Origin of the sequence: Curtobacterium sp. MCBD17_040 (genome assembly GCF_003234805.2) — a bacterium.
GTDB lineage: Bacteria > Actinomycetota > Actinomycetes > Actinomycetales > Microbacteriaceae > Curtobacterium.
The window spans coordinates 2911364-2937888 of the sequence record NZ_CP126273.1 but is presented as its reverse complement, the minus strand read 5'-3'; the positions used below and the strand labels follow the sequence as shown (position 1 = coordinate 2937888).

Genomic DNA, 26525 nt, shown 5'->3' with positions numbered 1-26525 from the left:
AGCGAACGCTGCGGGCGGCAGCCGCGCCTCCCGACCGGGAGGGACGGGACGGACCCGGCGCGTCGGTCCGGACGGGCGCCGCCGCCGGAGCCGCACCTTCGGCACCATGAGCACGAAGGAGAAGGTGTTCCGCTACGTGCTGCTCGTGGTGGTGCTGTTCATCACCATCGGGCCGTTCCTGTGGCAGCTGTCGACCTCGCTCAAGGGCGCGGGCGAGGACATCTACACGCAGACGCCGGAGTTCGTACCGAGCCAGCCGACGTTCCTCAACTACCTCAAGGTCGCCGACGCGATCCCCGTGTTCACCTACATCGGGAACTCGCTCGTCGTCGCCGCGCTCGACGTGGTCGGCAACGTCGTGTTCGCCACGCTCGCCGGGTTCGCCGTGGCCCGCCTGCAGTTCCGGGGCAAGAAGGTGGTGCTCGGGCTGTTCCTCGCGACGCTCGTGCTCCCCGGTGAGGTCACGATCGTCTCGCAGTTCGTCACGATCAAGGACCTCGGGCTCGCGGACTCGCTCGTCGGCGTCGCCCTGCCGGGGATGATCGCCGCGCTCAACGTGCTGCTCATGTACAACGCGTTCCGGCAGATCCCCGAGGAGATCGACCAGGCGGCCGTGATGGACGGCGCGAACTCGTGGCAGCGCCTCCGGTTCATCGCGCTGCCCGCCGTGCAGGGCACGATCGCCGTCATCGCGATCTTCTCGTTCATCGGCGCGTGGGACGACTTCCTCTGGCCGCTCATCGTGCTGCAGACGCCGGACAAGCTGACCCTGACCGTCGGACTCCAGTACCTGCAGGGCACGTTCTCGAACGACCAGCGCCTCATCGCGGCGGGCACGATGATCGCGTTCATCCCGATCGCGGTGATCTTCTCGGTGCTCCAGCGCTTCTTCTTCAAGGGCGTCGAAGAGGGCGGGGTCAAGGGCTGATGCGCTTCGGCGTCAACTACACGCCCGCCGAGGGTTGGTTCCACTCGTGGCTCGACTTCTCGCCGTCCGCGGTGGCGCGTGACCTCGAGCAGATCGCCGGCCTGGGCGTCGACCACGTCCGCGTGTTCCCGCTCTGGCCACTCGTGCAGCCGAACCGGACGCTCATCCGGGCGTCGGCGCTCGACGACGTCGCGACGGTCGTGGACATCGCCGCGTCGTTCGGGCTCGACGTCAACGTCGACGCGCTGCAGGGGCACCTGTCGAGCTTCGACTTCGTGCCGTCGTGGCTCGAGAGCTGGCATCGTCGGAACGTGTTCACCGACCCGGACGTCGTCGCGTCGACCGCCGACTACGTGCAGGCGCTGTCCGCGGCGCTCGCCGGCCGGCCGAACCTGCTCGGCGTCACGCTCGGCAACGAGCTGAACCAGTTCGCGCACGCCCCGCACCCCACGCCGCACGCGGTCACCGACCGGGAGGCCGGGAACTGGCTCGCGACGATGGTCGCGGCGGCGCGCCGCGGGCTCGGCGCACCGGTGCCGGACGCGGTCCCGGCTCCGGGTCTCCCGTCCGGCGTCGGCCGGGAGGCCCGGCGCACGGCCGCCCCGTCCGTCACGGTCGCGCAGTACGACGCCGCCTGGTACGACGACGCGCAGCCGTTCGGTCCGGAGCACGCGGCCGAGCACGGCGACATGACCGTCACGCACTCGTGGGTGTTCAACGGGGCCGCCCGCGTGCACGGTCCGCTCGGCACCGGATCCGTCCGGCACGGCGAGTACCTGCTCCAGCTCGCCGCGGCCTGGAACCGGACCGCGGAGCGACCGAACTGGCTCCAGGAGGTCGGCGCCCCGACGAACGTGGTCCCGGTCGACGACGCCCCAGCGTTCCTCGAGGGCACGATCCGGCACGCCGTCGAGGTGCAGCAGCTGTTCGGCATCACCTGGTGGTGCTCGCACGACGTCGCGCGGTCGCTCGCCGACTTCCCCGAGCTCGAGTACGACCTCGGACTCTTCACGAACGACGGACGCCGCAAGCCGACCGGCGAGCGATTCGCCGAGCTCGCCCGTGCGTTCGGCGACGGTGCCGGCGCGGCACTCGAGCGGCTCGCGCCGCCGGCGGACGCGCTCGTCCTCGACGACGTCCTGCCCGACGGCCGTCGCGCCCCGGACGTCCGCGCGACGGCCGCCCCCGGGGGACGGTTCTCGCTCGCCTGGGTCGCGCTGGCCGAGTCGCTCGGCCGCGGACCGCAGGTCGTCCTGCGCTCGCGCGCGGGAGACTCCGGACTCCTGGCCGAACGCGGCATCCGCACGCTGCACGACGTCCCGGCGGACACCCGCGCCGTCCACACCGCGGTGGCGCACCCCGCCACGATGCCCTGACCACCTCATCCGGAAGGCACTGATGCACGACGACATCCCCCTCACCATCGGCCGAGCGCGCCGGGTCCTCGACGAACGGATCCTGCCGGCCGTGCACGCGACGGCGGTCCCGCTGACGGTCGAGTGGAACGAGCTCCCCGGCGAGCCGATCACCCCCGCCGAGGGCCTCGCGCTCGCCTACCGGCCGTACGAGGTCGGGACGTCGTGGGGCGCCGCGTGGGGGACCACCTGGTTCCACGTCACCGGGACCGTGCCCGAGCAGTGGGCCGGACGTCGGGTCGAGGCGCGCATCGACCTCGGGTTCGACGTGAACATGCCGGGGTTCCAGTGCGAGGGCCTCGTCTACCGACCGGACGGCAGCCCGGTGAAGTCGATCAACCCGCGCAACCAGTGGGTCCTCGTCACTGAGCAGGCCGAGGGCGGCGAGCTCGTCGACCTGTACCTCGAGGGCGCGTCGAACCCCGTGCTGCTCGACTACCACCCCTTCCTCCCGACGCAGGAAGGGGACATCCAGACGTCGTCGTCACGGCGGTTGTACACGTCGCGCCGCATGGACCTGACCGTGTTCGAGGCCGAGGTGCACGAGCTCGCCCTCGACATCGAGGTGCTGCTCGAGCTCCAGGCCGAACTGCCCCAGGGGCCGCGACGGATGCGGATCCTGCAGGCACTCGACGACGCCCTCGACGCCCTCGACCTGCAGCACATCCCCGAGACCGCGCCCGACGCCCGAGCGGCGCTCGCCGACGTGCTCGCGTCCCCGGCCGAGGCCTCGGCCCACCGGATCTCCGCCGTCGGGCACGCCCACATCGACTCCGCATGGCTCTGGCCCGTGCGCGAGACGATCCGCAAGGTGGCGCGGACCACCTCGTCGATGACGGAGCTCATCGACCAGACCGACGACTTCGTCTACGGCATGTCGAGCGCGCAGCAGTACGCCTGGATCAAGGAGCACCGCCCCGAGGTGTACGCGCGCGTCAAGGAGGCCGTGGCAGCGGGTCGGTTCCTGCCCCTCGGTGGCATGTGGGTCGAGTCGGACACCGTGATGCCGACCGGCGAGTCGATCGTCCGGCAGTTCTCGCAGGGTCAGCGGTTCTTCGAGCGCGAGTTCGGGATCCGGCCGAAGGGCGTCTGGTTGCCGGACAGCTTCGGGTACTCGCCGGCCCTGCCGCAGCTCATGCGTCGCGCCGGGTTCGAGTGGTTCTTCACGCAGAAGATCTCGTGGAACCAGGTGAACAAGTTCCCGCACCACACGTTCCTGTGGGAGGGCATCGACGGGTCCCGCGTGTTCTCGCACTTCCCGTCCATGGACACCTACAACTCGCAGCTGTCCGGCTCCGAGGTCGCGAAGGCGTCGCGGCAGTTCCGTGAGAACCGCCTGGCGTCCGGGTCGATCGCGCCCGTCGGGTGGGGCGACGGCGGTGGCGGGACCACGCGCGAGATGACCGGCAAGGCCGCGCGCCTGGCGGACCTCGAGGGCAGCGCGCAGGTCGCGTGGGAGCACCCGGACGCGTTCTTCGAGCGTGCCCGCGGCGAGCTCGCGAACCCGCCCGTGTGGGTCGGTGAGCTCTACCTCGAGCTGCACCGCGCGACCCTGACGTCGCAGCACGGGACCAAGCAGGGGAACCGCCGCGCGGAGCACCTGCTCATCGAGGCCGAGCTGTGGTGCGCCACCGCCGCGGCCCGCACCGGGTTCGCCTACCCGTACGACGAGCTCGACGCCCTGTGGCAGCAGGTGCTCCTGCAGCAGTTCCACGACATCCTGCCCGGCACGTCGATCGCCTGGGTGCACCGCGAGGCCGTCGAGCAGTACGCGCGCGTCGCCGACGCCCTCGTGGCGATCATCGCGCAGGCCGTCCGCGCGCTCGTCGGCGAGGGGGACACCCCCGTCCTGGTGAACCCCGCGCCGTTCGCCCGGGGCGGGGCGCCCGCGCTCGGGGCGGTCGTCGCGGCCTCCGTGCCGCAGGTCGCTCCCGTCACCATCACGGAGGACGGCGACGCCCACGTGCTCGAGAACGACCTCGTCCGCATCACGGTCTCCGCCGAGGGGCTCGTGACCTCCGCGGTCGACCTCGGGTCCGGGCGGGACGCGATCGCGCCCGGCCAGGCGGGGAACCTGCTGCAGCTCCACCAGGACTTCCCGAACATGTGGGACGCGTGGGACGTCGACCGCTACTACCGCAACCGGGTCGAGGACATCCGCGGGGTCGACGAGCTGACCGTGTCGACCGGTGCCGACGGCGTCGCCCGGATCGTCGTCCGCCGGTCGTTCTCGGAGTCGTCGATCGAGCAGACGCTGTCCCTGGCGCCGGGGTCACGCATGCTCGAGGTCGCCCAGGTCGTCGACTGGCACGAGACGGAGAAGTTCCTCAAGGTCGCGTTCCCGCTCGACGTCCGCGCGGAGCACACGATCGCCGAGACCCAGTTCGGCGCGAACAAGCGCGTCACCCACAGCAACACCTCGTGGGAGGCCGCGAAGTTCGAGACGTCCATGCACCGGTACGTGCTCGCGGAGGAGCCGGGCTTCGGCGTCGCGCTCGTCAACGACTCGATCCACGGGTACGACATGACCCGGGACGCCGTCGACGGGGACGTCACGACGACGCTCCGGCTGTCGCTGCTCCGTGCACCGCGGTTCCCCGACCCCGAGACGGACCAGGGCGTGCAGACGCACCGCTTCGGGCTCGTCGTCGGGACGTCGGTGGCCGGTGCGACCGAGGAGGGCGTGCTCCTCAACCTCGACGCCCGGACCGTGACGGGCGACCACGGGTTCGACCCGCTCGTGACGGTGTCCGACGACCTCGTGCTGTCGAGCGTCAAGCTCGCGGACGACCGCTCGGGCGACCTCGTCGTCCGGGTGTACGAGCCGGCGGGTCGTCGTGCCCGCGGGACCGTGACCGTCGCGGCCGACGTCGCGGCCGTCACCGAGGTCACCCTGCTCGAGGAGCCGATCGTCGACGCGGCGACCACCGGCGCGTCGAGCACCGTCGCGGCGACCGACCCCGCGACGGTCGACCTCGCACTCGGCGGCTTCGAGGTCCGCACGCTGCGGTTCACGCTGGGCTGAGGCCGGTGTCGGGCGGCGCGGTCCGGGGCTGACGACCGCGCCGCCCGCGAGCGGCCACGTCGGGCGGCGCGGTCAACGGTCGATGGCCGCGCTCGCCCGGGCCGCAGCGCGATCGGGCGAGAGGAACCCGATGTCGTACCGCGGCCGGACGCCGAGCGCGAGGTCCGCGAGCACCTCGCCGAGCACCGGCACGAACTTGAACGCGTGCCCGGAGCAGCCGGTCGCGACGAAGCACGCCGGCGCCCCGGGGAGCGCGCCGAGGATGAAGTCCTCGTCGCTGCTCATCGTGTACATGCACGAGTACGCGTCGAGGTCCGCGCCCGCGGCCCCGGGCAGGAACCGCTCGAGGACACCGCGGAGTTCGGCGACCTCGTCGGGGCGGACCACGCGGTCGATCGTGTCCGGGGTCGTGTCCTCGCCACCGTCGTGCCGGCCGATCTTGACGCCCTGCCCGTCGTGGTCCGGGAACCCGTAGTACAGGTGCCCGTCGTGCTGGATGGAGAAGCCCGGCATGGCGTCGGCCCCGAGAGCCCGGGGGTCCGTCGGCGCGAAGTGCGCGACCACCTTGCGACGGGCCACGATCCGGAGGCCCGTCGCGGCGAGCAGCTCGGGCGCCCATGGTCCGGCCGCCACCACGACCCGGTCCGCGCGGTAGGCGGCGACGTCGGTGCGGACGAGCGGGTGCGCTCCGAACGCGATGTCGACGACGCGTTCCGCGCGGAACTCCGCGCCGTGCTCCTGGGCGAGTCGGTGGTGGGTGCGGACCGTCGCCTCGGGGTCGACGAATCCCGCTTCCCGCTCGAGGACGCCTTCCCAGCCGTCGGCGACGCGGAATGCCGGGAACCGATCACGGATCGCGGTCGCCGTGAGGTGCTCGACGGGGAGTCCGTGCGCGCGGGCCGCGGCGAGGGTGTCCGCCACGAGGGCCCCCCCGATCGGAGCGACGGCGAGCACGCCGCTCTCGGTCAGCAGACGGGTGCCGGACGCCTGCTCGAGTTCGTGCCACAGCCTCCAGGCGGCGGTCGTGAGCGCGACGTACTCGGGGCCCTCGGCGTACGCCTGCCGCACCAGGCGCGACCGGCCGTGCGACGAACCGTCGCGGTGACCCGGGAGGCGCGGGTCGAGTCCGAGCACCGTCGCACCCCGTGCGGCGAGGTGGTACGCGGCGGCCGAGCCGATGCCTCCGAGCCCGACGACGACCGTGCCCGGGACGCGGACCTCGGCGTCCGTGGCGCCGGAGCCCCCGGTCGCCCCGCGCGACCGACAGGTGGAGGGATGACCGACGTCCATGCGGTGATCATCGCAGACGCATCATGCCGCAGATCCGCCAGCCGACCCCGTCGTTTCTCACCGACGTCACTGGAGGCTCATCGAGGTCACCCGGGAGGCCGAGAGGTGGCGGCGAGGACCCGTTCGTAGCGTCACCGCAGTCGGCCCCGCCGTGCGACCGCACGAGCCGGAGACCAGGAGCCGACCCTGGCGAGGAGACCCCATGTTCACGACGTACCTGAGGCGCGAGCTCACGAACCGCAAGAAGCAGACCGTGATCATCGCGATCGGGATGGCGTTGGCCATCGCACTCGTGATCATCGTGTCGTCGATCTCGAGCGGTGTGAAGGCAGCGCAGTCCAGCGTGCTCGAGTCGGTCTACGGCGTCGGCACCGACATCACCGTGACGAAGACGGCGACCGCGTCGTCGAGCAAACCGCCGAGCTTCGACTTCGGCTCGGGGTCCGGCTCGTCGTCGGGCTCGAGCGGGAAGACGAACCTGTCACAGTCGACCCTCTCCGTACAGCGGGGTACCTCGACGATGGCCGCGAGCACGGTGACGAAGGTCGCGAACACCTCGGGCGTCGCTGCCGCCACGGGCGTGCTGCAGCTGACCGAGAACTCGTTCTCGGGCTCGGTCTCGTCCGGGTCGTCGTCGGGCACCTCGGGCTCGTCGTCCTCGGGCTCGTCGTCCTCGGGCACCACGGGGTCCGGCACCTCGGGCTCGGGCCAGTCGACCGACGGCGGTCCCGCGGGCGGCTTCGGCGGCGGCAGCTTCAGCGTCGACCAGATCACCGTCGAGGGCATCGCGACGTCGAGCACCACGGTCGGCCCCCTGACGAGCGCCGAGGTGACGAAGGGTCGGGCGCTCAGGGCTTCGGACGCCGGGAAGGACGTCGTCGTGCTCGACACGACGTACGCGAAGACCGAGTCGAAGACCGTCGGCGACACCATCACCATCGGCGACACGACGTTCACCGTGGTCGGCATCGTCGCGTCGACGAGTTCGTCCTCGAGCACCGCATCGGACATGTACATCCCGCTCGACACCGCACAGGAGCTGTCCGGTGAGACCGGCAAGGTGACCTCGGTCTACGTCTCGGCGACCTCGTCCTCGGACGTCAGCAGCATCAAGACCGCGCTCGAGAAGAAGCTCACCAAGGCGACCGTCTCCACCGAGGCCGACCTCGCATCGAGCGTGTCCGGGTCCCTCTCGACCGCGTCGAGCCTCGTGTCGAACCTCGGCACCTGGCTGTCGATCGTGGTCCTCGCCGCCGCGTTCCTCATCGCCATCCTGTTCACGATCTCCGGCGTGAGCCGCCGCACCCGCGAGTTCGGCACCCTGAAGGCCATCGGCTGGTCCAACGGCCGCATCACCCGGCAGGTCGCCGGGGAGTCGTTCGTCCAGGGCATCATCGGCGGCGTCGTCGGAGCCATCGCGGGCCTGGTCGGCATCCTCGTCATCAACGTCATCGCACCCACCATCTCCGCCAGCGCCTCCAGCAGCACCAGCGCGGGTGGCCCCGGCGGGGCAGGACCCGGCAGCGCGGCGACGGCGGCGGCCGGTTCCGGCGCCGCGAACGGTGCGGCGAGCGCAGCCGGTCGGGCTGCGTCCTCGGCGACGGAGGTGGTCCTCCACGCCCCCGTGACGGTCGAGATCATCGTGGTCGCGATCGGGCTGGCGATCACCGGCGGACTGCTGTCCGGGGTGTTCGGCGGGTGGCGGGCCTCCCGGCTGCGTCCGGCGGCGGCGCTGCGGAGCGTGGCCTGATGACCGACAGCCGCACCCTGCCCATCAGCACCACGACCGATGACACCACGGAAGCAGGCGCCCCGATGACCACCACGACCGACGACACCACGGAGGCAGGGGCACCGACCACCACGGCACCCCGTACGGTCGGCACCGCGTCGGCCCACCCCACGGCGGCGATGTACCAGCTCACCGGGCTGACGAAGCGCTACGCGCAGAAGGGCAAGCAGGTCACGGCCCTCGCGGGCGTGGACCTCGTGATCCCGAGGGGGCAGCTCGTCGCGATCCAGGGTCCGACCGGCGGCGGCAAGTCGACGCTGCTGCAGATGCTCGGCGCGCTCGACCGACCGACCTCGGGCGCGGTCCGGCTCGGCGGCCACGACCTCTCGACCGCAGGGGGTGCCGCACTCACCGACATCCGCGCGACCGAGATCGGGTTCGTGTTCCAGTCGTTCAACCTGATCCCCACGCTCACCGCGCTCGCGAACGTCGAGACGGCGTTCGCCGGCTCACTGGCGCGGGTCGGGAGGGACGAAGTGCACCGACGAGCAACTGCGGCACTGCAGGAGGTCGGCCTGGGTGAGCGGCTGTCCCACCTGCCGGCCGAGCTGTCCGGCGGACAGCAGCAGCGCGTCGCGATCGCCCGGGCACTGGTGAAGGACCCGAGCGTGCTGCTCGCCGACGAACCCACCGGGGCGCTCGACGAGGCCACGCGCGACGAGATCATGTCGCTCATCGAGCGGCAGTGGCGGGACCGCGGGCTCACCGTCGTGATCGTCACCCACGACTCGTGGGTCGCCCGGCGCGCCGAGCGCCGGCTCCGCATCGAGCAGGGGCAGGTGCGCGACATCTGACACGGACCGCTGGTGCCCCCGTCTCGGTAGGGAGGCGGGGGCATCGGCACGCCGTGGGCGAGGCCCGCGGGGCGGCGCCCGGACCTGAACGACACCGCAGGCGTCCCGACGACACTGCAGGGCACAACGACACCGTGGACCGGACGTCGCCGTCCCCGGCGGCGTCGTCGGAGCGAGAACGGCAGGGACCGATGGACGCCGGAGAGTTCGTGGACCTCGTGGCACAGCGAGCCGACATCACCCACACCCGCACCCGGGCTCGGCCCATCACCGACGCGACGCTCCTGACGTTGGCCGAGCGGCTCAGCGGGGGCGAGGCCGCCGACCTCGCCGCGGAGCTGCCCGAGGAGCTCCGCACGCCGCTCCTCCGCGACGGTGAGGCGTCCGAGCGGTTCGGGGCCGACGAGTTCTGCCGACGCGTCGCCGAACGGGCTGGGGTCGACGCCGACACCGCGCTCGAGGGTGCGACCGCCGTGTTCGCCGTCCTGCACCAGGCCGTGTCGAAGGGCGTGTGGGACCACGTGACGACCCAGCTGCCGAAGGAGTACGTCGCGCTCTTCCACCTGAAGGTCTGACGTTCCCGTCTGCCACGATGGGCGCATGCCCGCAACGACGCCGTACGGCTCCTGGACCTCCCCGATCTCCGCAGCGGACCTCACCACGAACGGCCACCCCGTGTCCGGCCCGCGCTGGGTGGGCGACGAGGTCTGGTGGCTCGAGCTCCGCCCGCAGGAGGACGGCCGCTCGGCGGTCCGACGCCGCGACGCGTCGGGCGCGGTGGTCGACGTCCTGCCCGCTCCGTGGAACGCCGCGAGCCGCGTGCACGAGTACGGCGGCGGCGCGTGGGCGGCGGATGACCGGGGCGTCCTGGTGTTCGTCGAGTTCGCCGACCAGCGCCTGTACGTGCTGGCTCCGGGCACCCGGGAGCCCCGACCGCTCACGCCGCTCGGCACCGGCGGCACGCACCACCGGTACGGTGACGTGAGCCTGCGCGGGGACGAGGTCGTGGCGGTGCGCGAGACCCACACGCCGAGCGCCACCAAGACCGGCGAGAACACGACCGACATCGTCCGTGACGTCGTCGCCGTGCCGCTCGACGGCTCCGCGGCCACGGACCCCGCGGCGGTCCGCAGCGTCGTCGGCGGATCCGACTTCCTCGCCGCCCCGCGGTGGTCGCCGGACGGCCGACACCTGGTCTGGATCGCCTGGGACCACCCCCGGATGCCCTGGGACGGCACCGAGCTCCGCGTCGCACCCGTCGACGACGACGGCGTCGCCGGCACGTGGCGGACGCTGGCCGGGTCGCCCACGGAGTCGGTCCTCCAGCCCGAGTGGCTCGACGACGACACGCTCGTCGCGATCGCGGACCCGACCGGCTGGTGGAACCTCGAGCGCATCACGCTCGACGGCGTCCGGACACCGCTGCACCCGGACGCCGCCGAGTACGGGGGACCGCTCTGGAGGCTCGGCACCCGCTGGTACACGCTGCTGCCGGACGGCCGCCTGCTCGCCACCCGCACCTTCGGGTCCACCTCGCTCGTCGTGCTCGACCCGAGCGGCCAGCGGGACCCCGAGCCGATCGAGACGCCGTGGACGAGCATCGCCGTGGGCGGAGCCCGGGACGGCCGCGTCCTCGTGACCTCCGGTGCGTCGACGGTCGGTGCCGGGGCCCGGGTCCTCGACCTCGCGACCGGGGCCGCCGAGGACGTCCGGCTCGACGCGGACGACCTGCCCGACGCCCGGTACCTGCCGGTGGCCGAGCGCCGGGAGTTCCCGGGCGAGCGGACCGTGCACGCGATCGTGTACCCGCCGCGGAACCCCGACCACGTCGCCCCGCAGGGCGAACTCCCCCCGTACGTCGCGGTCGTGCACGGCGGTCCGACCTCGCAGGCGGTGGCCGCGCTCGACATGCGCATCGCGTACTGGACGAGCCGCGGGATCGGGGTGGTCGACATCGACTACGGCGGGTCGACCGGGTACGGCCGCGCCTACCGCGAGACCCTGCGGGGCCAGTGGGGCGTCGTCGACGTCGAGGACACGATCGCCGCGGTGCGGGGTCTCGGGGAGGCCGGGCTCGCCGATCCGGCACGCCTCGCGATCCGCGGCGGCTCGGCCGGCGGCTGGACGGTCCTGTCCGCACTCACCCGGTCCGACGTGTTCGCCGCCGGGGTCTCGTACTTCGGGGTCGCGGAGCTCGAGCGGTTCGCGCAGGACACCCACGACTTCGAGTCGCGCTACCTCGACGGGCTCATCGGGCCCATGCCGGAGGCCGCGGCGCTGTACCGCGAGCGCGCCCCCCTGCACGCCGTCGACCAGCTCCGCACGCCCGTGCTCCTGCTCCAGGGCCTCGACGACCGGGTCGTGCCGCCGTCGCAGGCCGAGCTGTTCCGTGACGCCATGCGGGAGCGGGGCATCCCGCACGCCTACGTCACCTACGCGGGCGAGGGGCACGGGTTCCGGAAGGCCGCGACCATCATCGACGCGACGGAGAAGGAGCTCGCGTTCTACGGGCAGATCCTGGGGTTCGCGACGCCGGGCGTCCCCGCGCTGCCGCTCGACTGATCGCGGGCGCGCCGACGGGCGCCCGCGGGCGCGGTCGGGATGAGTGTGACCAGCCCGCGCCGTCCCTCCAGGCCGTCAGCCCACGCGCTCCGGGAGCCGCCCCTGCAGGGCGCGGGCGTTGAACTCGCCCGTGCTCGTGTCGTGCAGGCCACGCCCCGTCGTCTCCGGTGCCATGACCTGCGAGACGATCGCGCCGACCACGCAGATCGCCGCGGCGATGAGCATGCACGGTCCGATGCCGAGCGTCGTGATGCCCACCGGGAGCAGGAAGGTCCCCGCGGCGGCGCCGACGCGGCTGCACGCGGCGGTGAAGCCCACACCGGTCGAGCGGACCTCGGTCGGGAACACCTCGATGGGGTAGACGGCGGTGAGGTTGCCCTGCAGCGCGTTCATGAACGAGAACACGGCGAAGCACACGACGACGACCGCACCCGGCGCGCTGCCCCAGAAGCCGACCACGGCCAGGGCGACCGCCATGATCCAGAACGGCGGGATGAGCTGCGGGCGACGGCCGATCCGCTCGATGGTGAGCATCCCGACGAGCGCCCCGACGGCGGCCATGCCGTTGACGGTGATGGTGCCGGCCGTCTCGTTGTGCAGCGCGAGCGACTTGAGCACGGTCGGTGCGAACGTGAAGATCGCGAAGTAGGGGGCGACGTTGCAGGCCCAGAACACGGCGATGAAGGTCACGCGCTTCCGGTTCCCCGGCGCGAACAGGGCGCGGTAGCCGCCGGCCTTCTGCTCCTCGGAGCCGTAGTCCTCTTGCTCGTAGTACGCGCCGCCGCCGAGGCGCTGGTCGATCACCGCGCGGGCCTCCTGCTCCCGACCACGGTGCAGCAGCCACCGCGGGGACTCCGGGAAACCGATGCGGACGATGACGGTGACGATCGCCGGGAGGATGCTCGTCGCGAGCACCCACCGCCAGTTGAGGTGCCCGAGGTCGACGAGCGCGTACCCGACCACGACCGCGGCGAGGTACCCGGCGTACCAACACACGAGCAGCCCGGACAGGCGCCGTCCCCGGCTCTTCGCGGGGGCGAACTCGGCCAGCATCGCTGCGCCGATCGAGTACTCGGCGCCGATCGCGATCCCGAGCGCGATGCGGACGGCGAGGAGCTGCCAGGCGTCGGTCACGAAGGCCTGCAGCAGGCCGAGGACGACGAACGCGATGATGTCGACCGTGAACACGGTCTTCCGTCCGAACCGGTCGGTCAGGAGGCCCGTCAGTGGCGCCCCGACGAAGATGCCGATGAGGGACGACGCACCGATGAGGCCCGCCTCCAGGGCGTTCACGTGGAGGGCCGTCGAGATGAGCGGCAGGACGACGCTGATGAGGCCGAGGTCGAAACCGTCCAGGCCCTCGCCCCAGGCGCAGGCGAACGTCATGCGCGCGAGGAATCCCTTCCGGCGCTGCTCGGGGGTCCGTGTGGTGGTGCTCATGATCGCTCCTCGTCCGCCGGTCGGAGCACTCCCGCCCGGTACCCAGCGCATCGTACGGATTGGTGGACGAATGGTCTCTCAGGTTCCGCCATGGGCGTCCGAGGTGTGGGATGGAGGCACCTGGACGTCCGACCGAGGAGGAGCCGATGCCCCGACGCCGCGGACCGCGAGCCGAGTTGGCCGCCGCGCGCGACGACCTCTCGCCGGTGCTGCTCGACGGGGACGCGGGAGAGGTCGTCGCAGCGCTCGAGGCGTTCGCACACCGGATCGAGCTGCCGATCATCCGCCCGGACCGCCGCGACGAGCTGCCGGACGACGTGCGCTGCCCGGTTGCCGTCCTCGCCGTGCGGAACAGCGGGCGGCGTTCGTCGCTCCGCCGCGCCATCGACGTCCTCCGCGCGGTCGAGGCGCACCTGACGCCCGACGCCGTCGTCGTCGCGGTGTCGACGAGCAGTGCCGCGCGTTCGGCGCCCGCGCGGCTGCAGCGGCAGCTGTCGGCCGAGATCCTCTACCAGGTGCGTGCGGCCGTGTCGCCCGCGGCGCCGCGGTCGGGGCGGTCGTTCCGCCTCCGGCTCGGACTGTCGGCGCTCGGCGCCGTGGGCGTCCAGGTGTTCCGCATCGCGCTGTCGGGCTGACCCCGCCGCGGCTCGTCCGCCGGCTCGGTCGTCACCGTGCCGGCGCGTACCGGACCCAGTCGACGACCATCTGAGCCGTCCGCGGCGTGCTCGGTGTCGGATGCGGCACCGACCCGCCGATCGCGAGGCTGAGGATGAGGTCGAACTGTCCGTCGAACACCCACTTCAGGGCGCTGGGCGCGGTCGCCTCGGTGATGTCCGTGCCGACGACACCGTCCACGCTGATGACGACGTGCCCCGGCGACCGGGTGACCGAGTACGTGTGGAACCCCTTGCTCATCGCCTGGGTGTGCATGAGGATCCCGCCGGCCTGCACGTTGTGGTCCGGGTCGTCCTCGCCCGGGCCGTGCAGGAAGTGCGAGGTGCGGTGCGTGTCGATCGGGGCCTCGACGACGTCGATCTCGCCGCACTCCGGCCAGCCGACCGTGTCGACGTCGGAGCCGAGCATCCAGAACGCCGGCACGAGCGACCCGCCCTGCGGGACCTGGATCCGCGCGGAGACCGTGCCGTACCCGAAGGACGCCTTGCCGTGGGTCGTCAGCCGGGCGGAGGTGTACGGGGGACCGCCGTCGGGGCCGATGTCCGCCGTGATGACGAGGTGGCCGTGGCCGTCGAGCACCCCGTTCGACGCCGTGTAGGTCTGCAGCTCGTGGTTGCCCCATCCGCCCGCGCCGGTCTGGGCGCTCCAGTGGGCCGGGTCCGGAGCGGCATCCGCCGGTCCGTCGAACTCGTCGAACGACCCGGGCGTGGGGACGGCCTCGTCCTGGGACGGCGCGGGCTCCCCGGTCGCCGTCGCGGTGGCCGTGCTGGCGGCGGTGGACGAGCGGGCGTCGAACGTCGGGAGGGACTGCGCGCCACTCCGCGCGGGCGCGCACGCCGCGAGCACGAGCGCGAGGGACAGTGCGACGCCGACGGCGAGCGCCGGCCGGCGGGTGCGTCGATGGTACGCGTGCGTTCGGGTCCGGTCGGCGCGCTCGGGCACGCCGTGGTCCCAGGGCGTTCGGGGCGCCCTGTCGTTCGAGTCCACGGAGACTCCAGGTCAGATGGCGGGTCGGGATCTGCGCGGCGGGTACAGCGCGACGGCCCAGCCGTTCGGGTCCTGTGAGGCTACCGCCGCCCCCGGTCGGCCCGACACCCCGCGGACGGGGGGTACCGGCAGCACCCGGAGCGAGGTCGTCGTGGAGGCGCCCTGACCGGGGCGCGTCGCGCACCGGGACCGCGGCGTAGCGTCGACCGACGATGACCACGCCGACGTCCACGGAGTCCCTGACCGTCCGGACCACGGGCGGCGCCGTCCGCGGCGTCGAGCGGGACGGGATCCGCCGTTGGCTCGGCGTGCCGTACGCCGAGCCGCCGGTCGGGGAGCTCCGGTGGCGAGCGCCGCGCCGCGTCAGGCCGTGGGAGGGTGTCCGACCCGCCGTGGCGCCCGGCCCGGCCGGTCCGCAGCGCCCGCACCCCTACACGGGCGGCATCGCTCGGCGGTTCCCGCAGTCCGAGGACTGCCTGTACGTTACCGTCACCAGTCCGACCGACGCGGACGGCCTGCCCGTGCTCGTGTTCGTGCACGGCGGCGCCTACCGGTCCGGCTCGGGCGGGACACCCGACTACGACGGCGGCGCCCTCGCCCGGCTCGGCGTCGTCCTCGTGACCGTCTCGTACCGGCTCGGCGTGTTCGGCAGCATGGACCTCCGCGTGCTCGGCGGCGACGGTGTGACCTTCGACGCGAACTGCACCCTGCGCGACCAGATCGCCGCCCTCGGGTGGGTCGCCGAGAACGTCGCCGGCTTCGGTGGGGACCCGGCCCGGATCACCGTGTTCGGCGAGTCCTCCGGCGGGAACTCGGTGACGACCCTGTTGGCCGCGCCGTCCGCCCGGCCGGTGCTCGCCGGGGCGATCGCGCAGAGCGCCCACCCGATGACCGCGCACTCGCCCGAGAACAAGGCGGAGCACGCGCGCATGCTCGCGCGACGACTCGGACTCGACCCGGCCCACGCCGGGCGGGCGATGCGAGTGATGCCGGTGTCGCGCCTCCGGACGGTGGCCGAGGAAGTCGACGACGCGGTGACCCGGGAGTCCCCGCTCGTCGCCGTCATGTCGCCGACGATCGACGGCGACGTCCTGCCGGAACACCCGCTCGCCGCCGCCCGGGCCGGGCGGACGGCGCCGGTGCCACTCGTGATCGGCACGAACCACGACGAGGCGTCGCTGTTCAAGCACGCGCGGACCCCGATCCTGCCGAACACGCGGGAGCGCGTCGAACGACTCGTGGCCGGCACGGACCCGGAGGCCTGGCAGCGCATCCGGCGGCTGTACGCCGACGACGCGGACCGGCCTCGCCGCGACTGGGTGGCCGCCGGCGGGGACGGCGTGTTCCACGTGCCGTCGATCGACATGGCCGAGGCGCACGCCGCCGCAGGCAACCCCACCTGGATGTACCGGTTCGACCACGCGTCGCCGCTCATGCGGCTCGTCGGGCTCGGCGCCGCGCACGGCACCGAACTGCCCTACCTGTTCGGGACCTTCCGCACACCGCTCGGGAGGATCGTGGCCGGCACCGACACGCCCGCGACCCGACGGCGGATCCACGAGGTCCTCGCCGGCTCCTGGACCGCGTTCGCGCGCGACGGCGTGCCGTCCCACCGAGGCTGGACCTGGCCGCGGTACACCGCGCAGGACCGCGAGACGCTCTGCATCGACCGCGTCAGTCACGTCGAGCGGGACCCGGATCGCGCCGTGCGCGAGGCCTGGAGCGGCGTGCACTACGAGTTCTGAGCGTCCTCCGACCCCACGGAGCACGATGGTGCACATGGCCACCACCGACCCGGCGCGCACTGCGTTCGACGCACCGATCGACCCGGACTACGATGACGTCCCCCGACCGCACGCGCACCACCGCCACGGCTGGTGGTGGAAGACCCTGCTCGTCGGGCTGGCGCTCTGGCTCGTCACGATCGTCGTGACCGTGTTCACGCGGAACACGAACCTCGTGCCGACGATCATCCTGCTCGGCAGCTTCCTCGTGCCGTTCACCGTCGTGCTGTTCGTCATCGAGCGGGTCACGGGGACGGTCAGCACGATGCAGCTCATCGTCGCGTTCTTCGTCGGCGGCATCCTCGGCGTGCTCGGGGCATCCGTGCTCGAGGCGAACCTGCACCAGAACGTGTTCCTGTACATCGCCGTCGGGTTCGTCGAGGAGTTCGTCAAGGGCGTGCTCCTGCTCTTCGTCGGATGGCGGGTCCGGCCGAAGACCGCGCGCCAGGGAGCGCTGCTCGGCGCCACCGTCGGTGCCGGGTTCGCCGCGTTCGAGTCCGCTGGGTACGCGTTCAACGCGGCGATCACCCAGCAGGGCATCGACCTGTTCTCGCTGCTCCAGACCGAGGTCATCCGCGCCGTGCTCTCGCCGGTCGGCCACGTGCTCTGGACCGCGATCCTCGGGGCGGTCATCTTCGGCCTCGCCCACGGCAGCCAGCGCATCCGCTGGTCGTGGCTCGTGCTCGTGGCGTACGTCGGCGTGGCCCTGCTGCACGGGTTGTGGGACTCGACGAGCGAGATCGCGGCGCTCATCGCGCTGCTCGTCACCGGCAACGCGCGCATGGAACTCATGTACGGCACGCTCCCGCCCGGGTCCGCCGGTGCGGTGTCGGCGCTGACGAACGTGCTCTACCTGATCGGGATCGCGATCGTGTCGGTCGTCGGCGTCATCGTGCTCGTGGCGGTGCTGGTGCACTACCGCCGGCGGTACCCGCGGCCGAACCGACCGGCTGCCGGGTCCGGTCCCGAGGCCGCCTTCGGTGCCGGCCACCAGCACGGCGGTGCCGTCGACCAGCGTGGCGATGACGACGGGTGGGGGAGCACGCCGCCGCCGCACGTCCTCCGCTGACGCGCCCGACCAGCGGCGGCACTGGTCCTACACTGACCGCATGCCGCCCGCGCACGACGCCGACCCGGACGTGCTCGCCTGGGCCGGCGCTGCCGTCCGCCGGTACGCGGCGGCCACGAACCTGCTCGTCGCCGGACGCCGGTTCCGCGTCGTGGGCCCCGGCCCCGACGCGTCGACACTCCGCGCCGTGCTCACCGCGATGGGCGCCCGACACGCGCCGGAGGGGCCGGTCGACCAGCTCTGGTGCACCGGCGACCCCGCCGAGAGCACCGCGGCCGTCGACGCGCACGGCGCCCCACCCCGAGGCCGCACGCTCGTCGTGATCGACGCGGGTCGTCACGTCCCCGCGGTCGACGAGGACGCCTTCGGCCCGGTCGTCGTCGCGCGCCCCGGCGTGCTCGCGGTCCCGCACCACGCCGACGGCGTGTTCCTGGTGAGCACCGGACGCGAGCCGGAGCGCGACGCGTTCGCCGCCGAGCCCATCCGGTGGGCCGGCCGGCACATGCCGGTGAGCAGGGCGATCGCCGCCCAGCTCCGCGCCGACCGCGCGCTCGCCGGGGTCCGGGTCGGCGTCGCGATGGTGCTCGAGCCGAAGACGGCGGTCCTGTCGTTGCTCCTGCAGGACGCGGGGGCCGACGTCGTCGTCTACGCGCACGCGGACGAGACCGACGACGCCGTGGCGGCCGCGCTCCGCGACGCCGGCCTCGTCGTGTTCGCGTCGAGCACGGTCGACCTCGCGGGGCAGCGGCGGCTCGCTCTCGAGATGCTCGACCGCGAGCCGCAGATCCTGCTCGACGACGGCGCCCACGTCATCCGGCTCCTCCACGAGGCACGGCCCGAACTCCTGCCCGGCATGGTCGGCGCGGCCGAGGAGACCACGAGCGGCCTGCGCCCCCTCCGAAGCATGGCGGAACAGGGTGCGCTGCGGCTGCCGGTCGTCGCGGTGAACGACGCGCGCGCCAAGACGCTGTTCGACAACCGGTACGGGACCGGGCAGTCCACGGTCTTCGCGGTGTTCGACCTGCTCGACGCCGTCACCGGGCGCGATGCCGTGGCGCGGCTGCCGGCCGCGGGAGGCACGGCAGCCGTGATCGGGTACGGTCCGGTCGGCGAGGGGGTCGCCCAGGTCCTGACGGCGCTCGGGCTGCGCGTCGTCGTCGCCGAGACCGATCCCGTGCGGGCACTGCAGGCCGTGTTCGCGGGGTACGACGTCGCGCCCGTCAGGACCGCCGTCGCCGGTGCCGACCTCGTGATGTCGGCCACGGGCGTGCGGGACACGGTGTCGCTCGACGTGCTGCGGGCGTGCGCACCCGACGCGGTCGTCGCGGTGGCGGGCGGGATCGACCAGGAGGTCGCGACCGACGATGCTCACGCCGCCGGCAGCGTCCGCACGACCATCGCTCCTCGCCTCGAACGGATGACCGTGCCGGGTACCCTGCGCGCGGTGGTCCTCGTCGACGGGGGTGGGTGCGTGAACGTCACGGCGGCCGAGGGCAACCCGATCGAGATCATGGACCTGTCCTTCGCGGTGCAGCTCGCCGCGGTGCGGATGCTGCTCGAGCACGGGGCGGAGCTGCCCGTCGGCGTGCACCCGATCGACCCCGCCGCGGACGCCCGCATCGCTGCGGCGGCACTGGCCGAGCTCGGTCTCGCCGTCGACTCGCCTCGCGGACCCGACCCCGACGGGGGCGCGCAGGGGCGGGCCTCCGACGTCCGCACCACGCGGTTCGGAGCCCCACCGTGAGCGCGTCGGTCACCGTGCACTCGGCGCACGTCGTCGTGCCGATGACCGCGCCACCGATCCTGGACGGTGCCGTCGCCGTGCGGGGCGACCGCATCCTCCACGTCGGCGAACGCGCCTGGGTCGTGGACCAGCTCGCCACCCGTGGCCTGCCGTACACGGAGCGTCGCTGGCGCGGCGCACTCCTGCCCGGTCTCGTCAACGCGCACTCGCACCTCCAGTACACCGGCATGGCCGCGGTCGGCGCCGGCCGGTACCGGGGGTTCGAGGACTGGGCGGCGGCGTTCACCGCCGACTACGGCGGGCGCGAGCACGACTGGGGTGCCGACGCGGCCGAGGGGGCCGCGCAGTCCATCCGGGCCGGCGTCACGAGCATCGCGGACATCATCACCGACCTCGAGGCGGTGTCCGTCCTCGCCGACGCGGGGCTCGGGGGCATCGCGTACTGGGAAGTCATGGACTGGGAGAACGCCGCCTGGCAGGAGCGGGGGCGTGACCAGGTCCTCGGCGAACTCGAGCACATCCCGGAGCACCCGGGTGCCGGTCTGTCACCGCACGCGCCGTACTCGCTCGACGTGGGCCCGTTGCTCGACCTGCCCGACATCGTGCGTCAGCGGGGACTCCGGTTGCACCTGCACCTGGGCGAGTCGGCGTTCGAGGCGGAACGCCGCGCCCTCGAACCCGTGCCGGGCCTCGCCGGCGTCGTCGGACTCGGCCGGGGCGCCGACTGGCACCAGGCGAACGTGCCCTCGTTCCGGGCGCTCCGCGCACTCGGCTTCGGCGCGAGCGCCACGACGTTCGTCGACCGGCTCGGGGTGCTCGGGCCGGACTGTCACATCGCCCACGGCGTGTACATGACCGCCGCCGACCGGGCGCTGCTCCGCGCGCGCGGGACCGCCGTCGCCCTCTGCCCCCGGTCGAACGCCGTCATCGGACTCGACCCGCCGCCCGTCGCCGACTACCTGCGCGAGGGCAGCGCGATCGCGGTCGGCACGGACTCGCTGTCGTCGTCGCCCTCCCTCGACCTCATGGCGGACGTCGCGGCCCTGCACCGCATCGCGCGGAACCAGGGGTACGGCGCCCGCGACCTGCACGAGCGGTTGCTCGCGGCGGCGACCCTCGGCGGCGCGCACGCGATGGGCCTCGACGTCGGGCCGGACCGCGTCGGCCACCTCGCCGTCGGCGCACGGGCCGACCTCGCGGTGTTCGACGTCGACGCGCGGACCGTCGCGGACGCCCTCGCGGAACTCGCGGAGGACGGCGCCGGCCGGGCGAGGGCCACCGTCATCCGCGGTGTGGTCCGCGCCGTCGACGGGACCGTGCTCACCGCCACCCACGTCCCCGAGAGGACCCCGTGAACGACACCCCGCCCCGCCCCGGCATGGTCGCCCGCCGCACCGTCGCCGGTGACCTCGTCGAGTGGCTCGACGTCCCGCCGCGCGCCCGCGCCCTCGGCATGGAACCGCACCCCGAGGGCGGCTGGTACGTCCGCACCTGGACGTCGCCCGCCGTGGTGACGACGCCCGCGGGGGAGCGACCGGCCGCGACGCTCATCCACTTCCTCCTGCCGCCGGGGGAGGCGTCGGCGTGGCACCGGGTGACCTCGGACGAGATCTGGATGTGGCACGGACCGGACGCCGTCGTCCTCGAACTCGGCGGCAGCGGTGACGCCCCGGAGCCCGGCGCGCGGATCACCCTCGGGCCGGACGCCGGCCGCGACCGTGTGAACGACGCGCAGGCGTTCGTCCGCGGGGGCGTGTGGCAGCGGACCCTGCCCGGCGAGGGCGAGGTGCTCGTCAGCTGCCTGGTGTCGCCGGGATTCGCGTTCGAGGACTTCACCCTGGCAACCTGACCGCGGCCGGCCGTCGGCCTGCCGGCCGTCGGCCTGCCGGCCGTCGGCCTGCCGGCCGTCGGCCTGCCGGCCGCCTTTCATCCGCCGAGATCGCACTCGTTGCCGCTTCGAGACCCTCCTGAGCGGCAACGAGTGCGATCTCGGCGGCGGGGAGGGTGCAGCCGGCCCCGCGACGTGGTGGAGTGGTGGCATGAGCACGACCTCGTGGCTGGAGATCGACCAGCAGGATGCCCGCCCCGACGCCGCCACCCTGGAACGGTCCCGCGCCGGGCTCACCTTCCGGCTCCGGGAACCGACCGACCCCGCGATCGAGGCCGTCCTCGCCGCGTTCCGATCGGTGATCGTGCGCGGTTCCGTGTTCGGGGCCGCGTTCGACGTGACGGGTGACGACGAGACGACCGCCTGGTACCTCTGCCGCAACCGGGTGGACGAGTACGGCCTCGTGGAGGCGCTCCTGACGTCGCCCGCGATGGCGGCCGCGCTCCCCGGCATCGACCAGGACGTCCGGTTCGACGCCGACACGTTCGAGGAGCGTGCGGCCGTGGAACTCGACGGCATGATCGCGAGCGCCCTCATCTGGGGCGGGTCGTCGGCCTCGTTCAAGGGTCGTGCCGCCGAGGCGAAGCGCATCGGCCGGGCCTTCAGCGACGCCCTCGTGGGGGATCGGTACGAGGACTTCCGCATCGACGACTCGTTCCAGGCGTGGAGTGGGTGGTTCGACGACGTCGCCTGGGACTTCACGTGGGTCATCACGGACCGGCGGCAGAAGGTCATGACGGTGGTGTTCGTCACGGACGACGACGCCGAGTCCGATCCGCCGAGCGCCGGCTGACGACCGCGGGACGGAACGGCGCGTCATCAACTCGCGCCGGGCCTCCCGGCCCCGTACGATCCGCAGCACACCCCGCTCGCGACCGCCCCGGAGGCAGCCCGTGTCCCCTCGACGCCGACCCCGCACCCCTCGCGCACTCGTGGCGGTCGCCGCCGCGGTCGTCGCGCTCACCCTCGCGGCCTGCAGCGCCGGCGGCTCCGGCTCCGGCAGCCGGACCGTCACGGCCGGCAAGCTGACGATCGCCACCGGCCAGCCCGCGTACTCGCCCTGGGTCGAGGGGAACAAGCCGCAGTCCGGCAAGGGGTTCGAGGCGGCCGTCGCGTACGCCGTCGCGCAGGAGATGGGCTACGCGAAGGACGACGTGGTCTGGAAGCGGAGCACCTTCGACAGCGCGATCGCCCCCGGTGTGAAGGACTGGGACATGAACATCCAGCAGTTCAGCATCACGGCGAAGCGGAAGCAGGCGGTCGACTTCTCGGCGCCGTACTACACGACCACGCAGGCGGTCGTGACGACGTCGGGGTCGAAGGCGGCCGACGCCACGAGCATCAGCGCGCTCAAGGGCCTCAAGGTCGGCGTCGCCACCGGCACCACGAGCTACGACGTCGCGAAGGACGCCCTCGGACAGCCGCAGGTGTTCAACTCGAACGACGACGCGGTCCTCGCGCTCAAGAGCGGACAGATCGACGCCGTCGTCACGGACCTGCCCACCGCGTTCTACGTCGCGTCCGCGGAACTGAAGAAGGGCGAGGTCGTCGGTCAGTTCCCCGCCTCGTCGGGCACGGGTGACCAGTTCGGCATCGTCCTGCCGAAGGGCTTGGCGCTGACGCCGAAGGTGAGCGGGGCGATCCGCGCGCTCAAGGCCGACGGCACGCTGCAGCGCATCACGACCAAGTGGCTGTCGACCGCGGTCGACGTGCCCGTCCTGCACTGATCGGGACGCGGTCCGTGACCACCACCCCGACCACCGTCGTCGCGGCGCCGAGCGAGATCGAGGTCGAGCGGCGGCTGTACCGGCGCCAGCGGGGCCGCCGCTCGGTGGCGGTGAGCATCGTCTCGTCGCTCGTGGTGGTCGCGCTCGTCTGGGTCGGCGTCGTCAACACCCCCGGATGGGCGGCCGTGCAGCAGTCGTTCTTCGACCCGGAGACGGCGGTCTCGGCCTTCCCCGACATCCTGCTCGGGCTGTGGCTCAACGTCCGGATCCTGTTCTTCGCGTCGATCGGCGTCGCCGTGTTCGCGACGCTCCTGGCCGTCGTCCGAGGGCTCCGGAGCCCCGTGGCCTTCCCGCTCCGGCTGCTCGCCACCGGGTACACGGACCTCTTCCGGGGTCTGCCGCTCATCATCGTGCTGTACCTGGTCGGCTACGGCGTGCCGGGGCTCGGTGTCTTCCCGCGGTTCCCCGCCGAGGTCTGGGGCACCATCGCGATCATCCTGACCTACTCGTCGTACGTCGCCGAGGTGCTCCGCGCCGGCATGGAGGCCGTGCACCCGTCCCAGCGCCTGGCCGCGCGGTCGCTCGGCCTGTCGCATGCGCAGACGCTCCGGCTCGTCGTCCTGCCGCAGGGGTTGCGGAAGGTCACGCCGGCGCTCATGAACGACTTCGTGTCGATGCAGAAGGACGTCGGGCTCGTGTCGATCCTCGGCGCGGTGGACGCCGTGCGGGCCGCGAACATCGCGCAGGCCGAGTCGTACGACTTCACGCCGTACTTCGTCGCGGGGCTCCTGTTCGTGCTCATCAGCCTGCCGCTCATCCGGCTCACCGACGCGCTCGCGCTGCGCCAGCAGCGGCGTGAGCAGAGCGGTGGTGCGGTGTGACCGCGGACGCGACGAGCGCGCCGGGCACCCACCGCTCCTCCCGGCCCGGTCGGTCCGGTTCGCCGGCCGGTCGGGAGGCTTGGCACCCGCCCGCCACCGACGCGCCGGTCCTCGAGCTCCGCGGTCTCCGCAAGACCTTCGGGGACACGGCGGTCCTGCGCGGCATCGACCTGGCCGTCGACCGGCACGACGTCGTCGTGGTCATCGGCGCCTCGGGATCCGGGAAGTCGACCCTGCTGCGGACGGTGAACCTGCTCGAGCCGATCGACGACGGCCAGATCCTGCTGCAGGGGCAGGACATCTCCGATCCCCGTGTCGACGTCGACGCCACCCGCGGACGCATCGGTGTCGTGTTCCAGCAGTTCAACCTGTTCCCGCACATGACCGTGCTCGACAACGTCACGATCGCAGCCCGCCGTGTCCACCGGATCCCGCGCGCCGAGGCCGAGACGACCGCGCGCCGGCTGCTCGACCGCATCGGCCTCGGGGCGTTCGCGGGGGCGTACCCGGACCGGCTCTCGGGCGGACAGCAGCAGCGGGTCGCCATCGTGCGCGCGATCGCCACCGACCCCGAGCTGCTCCTGCTCGACGAGGTCACGAGCGCCCTCGACCCGCAGCTCGTCGGCGAGGTGCTCGACCTCGTGCGCGACCTGAAGCAGGGCGGCTCGACGATCCTCATGACGACGCACGAGATGTCGTTCGCCCGCCGGGTCGCCGACCGCGTGGTGTTCCTGCACGAGGGGGCCGTCGCCGAGCAGGGGTCGCCCGACGCCGTGCTCGGGGATCCGCAGCACCCCGCGCTCCGGGCGTTCCTGGCGCGCGTGCAGCGCTGACCCGGTGCGCGAGCCGCCGGAGCCCCTCACACACCCCTCCGCGAGATCGCAGTCGTTGCCGTTCTGGAAGGGTTCGAAACGGCAACGACTGCGATCTCGCCGGAGTGGGGGGGGGCGGCGGTCAGGCGGCCGGAGCCGGGGCCGGGGCCGCGTCCGGGAGGACCGCCTGCGTCGGGAGCGCCGACTCCGCCTCCGGGGTGAGCGCCCCGCGGCGGAGCACCCCGCTCGGCAGGAAGAGGGCCAGCACCGCCGCCAGGAGCACCACGCCGGCGCCCACGACCACGGCGGGCTGGGCGGCCGACACGTACCCCGTCGGAGTGAGGTGGCCGCCCGCGCCCGTGAACACCGCGGTGAGGACGGCGATCCCGAGCGCGATCCCGATCTCGCGGAGCGTCGAGTTCGTGCCGGACGCCTTGGCGTGGTCCTCCGGGGGCATGCTCGCCAGGACCGCCGTAGACAGCGGCGCGAACACCAGGCCCATGCCGACGCCCGCCAGCAGGAAGCCCGGCAACAGCACGCCGTATCCGACGTCCGCCGACATCGTCAGTGCGATCTCGAACAGGCCCGCCGACAGGAGCACGAGGCCGCCGACGATGAGCGCACGGGTCCCGACGCGCGGGGCGATGAATCCCGTGAGCGGTGCGATGACCATCGGCGCGAGGGTCCAGGGCATCGTGGCGACGCCAGCCTGCAGCGGGGTGTTCCCCTGCACGATCTGCAGGAACTGGATGAGGATGAACACTGCGCCGAACGTGCCGAAGCTGAATGCGGTCGCGACAGCGTTCGCGAGCGTGAAGCCCCGGTCCCGGAACAGTCGCAAGGGGAGGAGCGGTGCGCTCGTGCGGGCCTCCCGGACGATGAAGGCGGCGAGGAGCGCGGCGCCGGCGACCAGGGCGCCGACGACCTGCCCACTGCCCCAGCCTGCGTCGTTGCCACGGACGACCCCGAACACGATGCCGAGCACGCCGAGCCCGGCGAGGAGCACACCGATGACGTCGGCGCGGAGTCTCGCGCCGAGCGCGTTCGGGAGCGCGGCGAGCGCGAGCGGGACGGCGATGACGCCGACCGGCACGTTGAGCCAGAAGATCGCCTGCCAGTTCCAGCCCTCGACGACGGCGCCGCCGATGAGCGGGCCGAGCGCGACGCCCAGGCCGGACACGCCGCCCCACACGCCGATCGCGAGGGAGCGTGCGCGGTCGGGCACACTGCCGACGAGCAGGGTGAGCGAGAGCGGCATGATCGCGGCAGCACCGGCGCCCTCGAGCGCTCGGGCGGCGATGAGCGCGGTGGGGTCCCCGCTCACGGCGCACAGCGCGGAGGCGACCGTGAAGATCGCGATGCCGACCACGAACACGTGTCGACGGCCGAAGCGGTCCCCGATGCCGACGGCGAGCAGCATGAGGGCGGCGAACGCCAGGGTGTAGGCGTTCGTGATCCACTGCAGGTCCTCGACCGAGGCGCCGAGGTCCTCGTGGATGACGGGAAGCGCGCTCGTGACCACGAGGTTGTCGAGCGTGGCCATGAACATCGGGAGCGAGGCGGCGAGGATCGCCAGCCAGACCGGGATGCGACGGGTGGGTGGAGCTGAAGCGGTCATCGTTGCCTCCGCGGATCGGGTGCCGGCCGGGAGGCCCGACACCAGTTGTAATCGGATGATCACAAACCGTAGTAATCGATTGATACCATGTCAA

21 protein-coding genes are annotated in these 26525 nt (G+C 72.9%); 17 read left to right on the top strand and 4 right to left on the bottom strand.

What is annotated here, in order from left to right:
* The first annotated feature begins 106 nt into the window (after positions 1-106).
* The 3 genes from DEI94_RS13710 to DEI94_RS13700 are packed head-to-tail and all read left to right on the top strand — an operon-like array spanning position 107 to position 5368.
* Positions 107-928 carry a carbohydrate ABC transporter permease gene (locus DEI94_RS13710; protein WP_111026320.1) on the top strand — a complete coding sequence of 274 codons (822 nt, stop codon included), beginning with the start codon at positions 107-109 and terminating at the stop codon, positions 926-928.
* Positions 928-2304 (top strand): glycoside hydrolase 5 family protein, encoded by a 1377-nt coding sequence (locus DEI94_RS13705; RefSeq protein WP_111026271.1) that lies wholly within the window; start codon positions 928-930, stop codon positions 2302-2304. Before DEI94_RS13710 ends, DEI94_RS13705 begins: the two co-directional genes overlap by 1 nt.
* Before the next feature lie 22 nt (positions 2305-2326).
* Positions 2327-5368 carry an alpha-mannosidase gene (locus tag DEI94_RS13700; protein WP_111026270.1) on the top strand — a complete coding sequence of 1014 codons (3042 nt, stop codon included), beginning with the start codon at positions 2327-2329 and terminating at the stop codon, positions 5366-5368.
* 72 nt (positions 5369-5440) lie between these two features.
* Here the strand turns inward: DEI94_RS13700 and solA are convergent, their stop codons facing one another.
* Positions 5441-6658, bottom strand: coding sequence for an N-methyl-L-tryptophan oxidase (gene solA, locus DEI94_RS13695; protein WP_111026269.1), 1218 nt, complete (start codon positions 6656-6658; stop codon positions 5441-5443).
* A 202-nt stretch (positions 6659-6860) separates the two neighbouring features.
* Between solA and DEI94_RS13690 the strand changes: the two genes are divergently transcribed.
* The 4 genes from DEI94_RS13690 to DEI94_RS13675 all read left to right on the top strand — a co-directional run bounded on the left by DEI94_RS13690 (position 6861) and on the right by DEI94_RS13675 (position 11806).
* Entirely contained in the window at positions 6861-8408 is a 1548-nt protein-coding gene (locus DEI94_RS13690; protein ID WP_111026268.1) for an ABC transporter permease, read from the top strand.
* Between the two features lie 161 nt (positions 8409-8569).
* Positions 8570-9244, top strand: a complete 675-nt coding sequence (locus DEI94_RS13685) for an ABC transporter ATP-binding protein (protein WP_111026319.1) — start codon at positions 8570-8572, stop codon at positions 9242-9244.
* A 191-nt stretch (positions 9245-9435) separates the two neighbouring features.
* The gene (locus DEI94_RS13680; protein ID WP_111026318.1) at positions 9436-9819 is read left to right on the top strand and encodes a DUF2267 domain-containing protein; all 384 of its coding nucleotides are present in this window, start codon (positions 9436-9438) and stop codon (positions 9817-9819) included.
* A gap of 25 nt (positions 9820-9844) precedes the next feature.
* On the top strand, positions 9845-11806 hold the full coding sequence (locus DEI94_RS13675; protein ID WP_111026267.1) for a dipeptidyl-peptidase 5: 1962 nt from the start codon (positions 9845-9847) through the stop codon (positions 11804-11806).
* Positions 11807-11881: 75 nt separating this feature from the next.
* Here the strand turns inward: DEI94_RS13675 and DEI94_RS13670 are convergent, their stop codons facing one another.
* A complete protein-coding gene (locus DEI94_RS13670) occupies positions 11882-13246 on the bottom strand; it encodes an MFS transporter (protein WP_111010456.1) in 1365 nt (454 codons plus the stop codon).
* Between the two features lie 146 nt (positions 13247-13392).
* On the opposite strand from DEI94_RS13670, the gene DEI94_RS13665 reads away from it, so the two are divergent.
* Positions 13393-13881 carry a hypothetical protein gene (locus DEI94_RS13665; RefSeq protein WP_111010455.1) on the top strand — a complete coding sequence of 163 codons (489 nt, stop codon included), beginning with the start codon at positions 13393-13395 and terminating at the stop codon, positions 13879-13881.
* A gap of 31 nt (positions 13882-13912) precedes the next feature.
* Here the strand turns inward: DEI94_RS13665 and DEI94_RS13660 are convergent, their stop codons facing one another.
* Positions 13913-14863, bottom strand: a complete 951-nt coding sequence (locus tag DEI94_RS13660; RefSeq protein ID WP_111026265.1) for a glycoside hydrolase family 16 protein — start codon at positions 14861-14863, stop codon at positions 13913-13915.
* A gap of 257 nt (positions 14864-15120) precedes the next feature.
* Here DEI94_RS13660 and DEI94_RS13655 point away from each other — a divergent pair, with 257 nt between their 5' ends.
* The 9 genes from DEI94_RS13655 (at position 15121) to DEI94_RS13615 (ending at position 24834) form a co-directional block, all read left to right on the top strand.
* Positions 15121-16653 (top strand): carboxylesterase/lipase family protein, encoded by a 1533-nt coding sequence (locus DEI94_RS13655; protein WP_111026264.1) that lies wholly within the window; start codon positions 15121-15123, stop codon positions 16651-16653.
* 34 nt (positions 16654-16687) lie between these two features.
* Positions 16688-17761: a PrsW family intramembrane metalloprotease gene (locus DEI94_RS13650; RefSeq protein WP_111026317.1), complete on the top strand. Its 1074-nt coding sequence runs from the start codon at positions 16688-16690 to the stop codon at positions 17759-17761.
* A gap of 40 nt (positions 17762-17801) precedes the next feature.
* Positions 17802-19505, top strand: coding sequence for an adenosylhomocysteinase (locus tag DEI94_RS13645; RefSeq protein WP_111026316.1), 1704 nt, complete (start codon positions 17802-17804; stop codon positions 19503-19505).
* Entirely contained in the window at positions 19502-20860 is a 1359-nt protein-coding gene (locus tag DEI94_RS13640) for an amidohydrolase family protein (RefSeq protein ID WP_349815159.1), read from the top strand. Before DEI94_RS13645 ends, DEI94_RS13640 begins: the two co-directional genes overlap by 4 nt.
* Positions 20857-21354: a cupin domain-containing protein gene (locus DEI94_RS13635; protein WP_258368599.1), complete on the top strand. Its 498-nt coding sequence runs from the start codon at positions 20857-20859 to the stop codon at positions 21352-21354. Before DEI94_RS13640 ends, DEI94_RS13635 begins: the two co-directional genes overlap by 4 nt.
* Before the next feature lie 190 nt (positions 21355-21544).
* On the top strand, positions 21545-22186 hold the full coding sequence (locus DEI94_RS13630) for a hypothetical protein (RefSeq protein ID WP_111026263.1): 642 nt from the start codon (positions 21545-21547) through the stop codon (positions 22184-22186).
* Between the two features lie 100 nt (positions 22187-22286).
* Positions 22287-23120, top strand: a complete 834-nt coding sequence (locus tag DEI94_RS13625) for an ABC transporter substrate-binding protein (RefSeq protein WP_111026262.1) — start codon at positions 22287-22289, stop codon at positions 23118-23120.
* Between the two features lie 14 nt (positions 23121-23134).
* Positions 23135-24001 (top strand): amino acid ABC transporter permease, encoded by an 867-nt coding sequence (locus DEI94_RS13620; RefSeq protein ID WP_111013209.1) that lies wholly within the window; start codon positions 23135-23137, stop codon positions 23999-24001.
* A complete protein-coding gene (locus DEI94_RS13615) occupies positions 23998-24834 on the top strand; it encodes an amino acid ABC transporter ATP-binding protein (protein ID WP_111026261.1) in 837 nt (278 codons plus the stop codon). The genes DEI94_RS13620 and DEI94_RS13615 overlap by 4 nt, the downstream gene beginning before the upstream one ends.
* 121 nt (positions 24835-24955) lie before the next feature.
* Here DEI94_RS13615 and DEI94_RS13610 read toward each other — a convergent pair whose 3' ends face one another.
* Positions 24956-26431 (bottom strand): MFS transporter, encoded by a 1476-nt coding sequence (locus DEI94_RS13610; RefSeq protein ID WP_111026314.1) that lies wholly within the window; start codon positions 26429-26431, stop codon positions 24956-24958.
* Between the last annotated feature and the right edge of the window lie 94 nt (positions 26432-26525).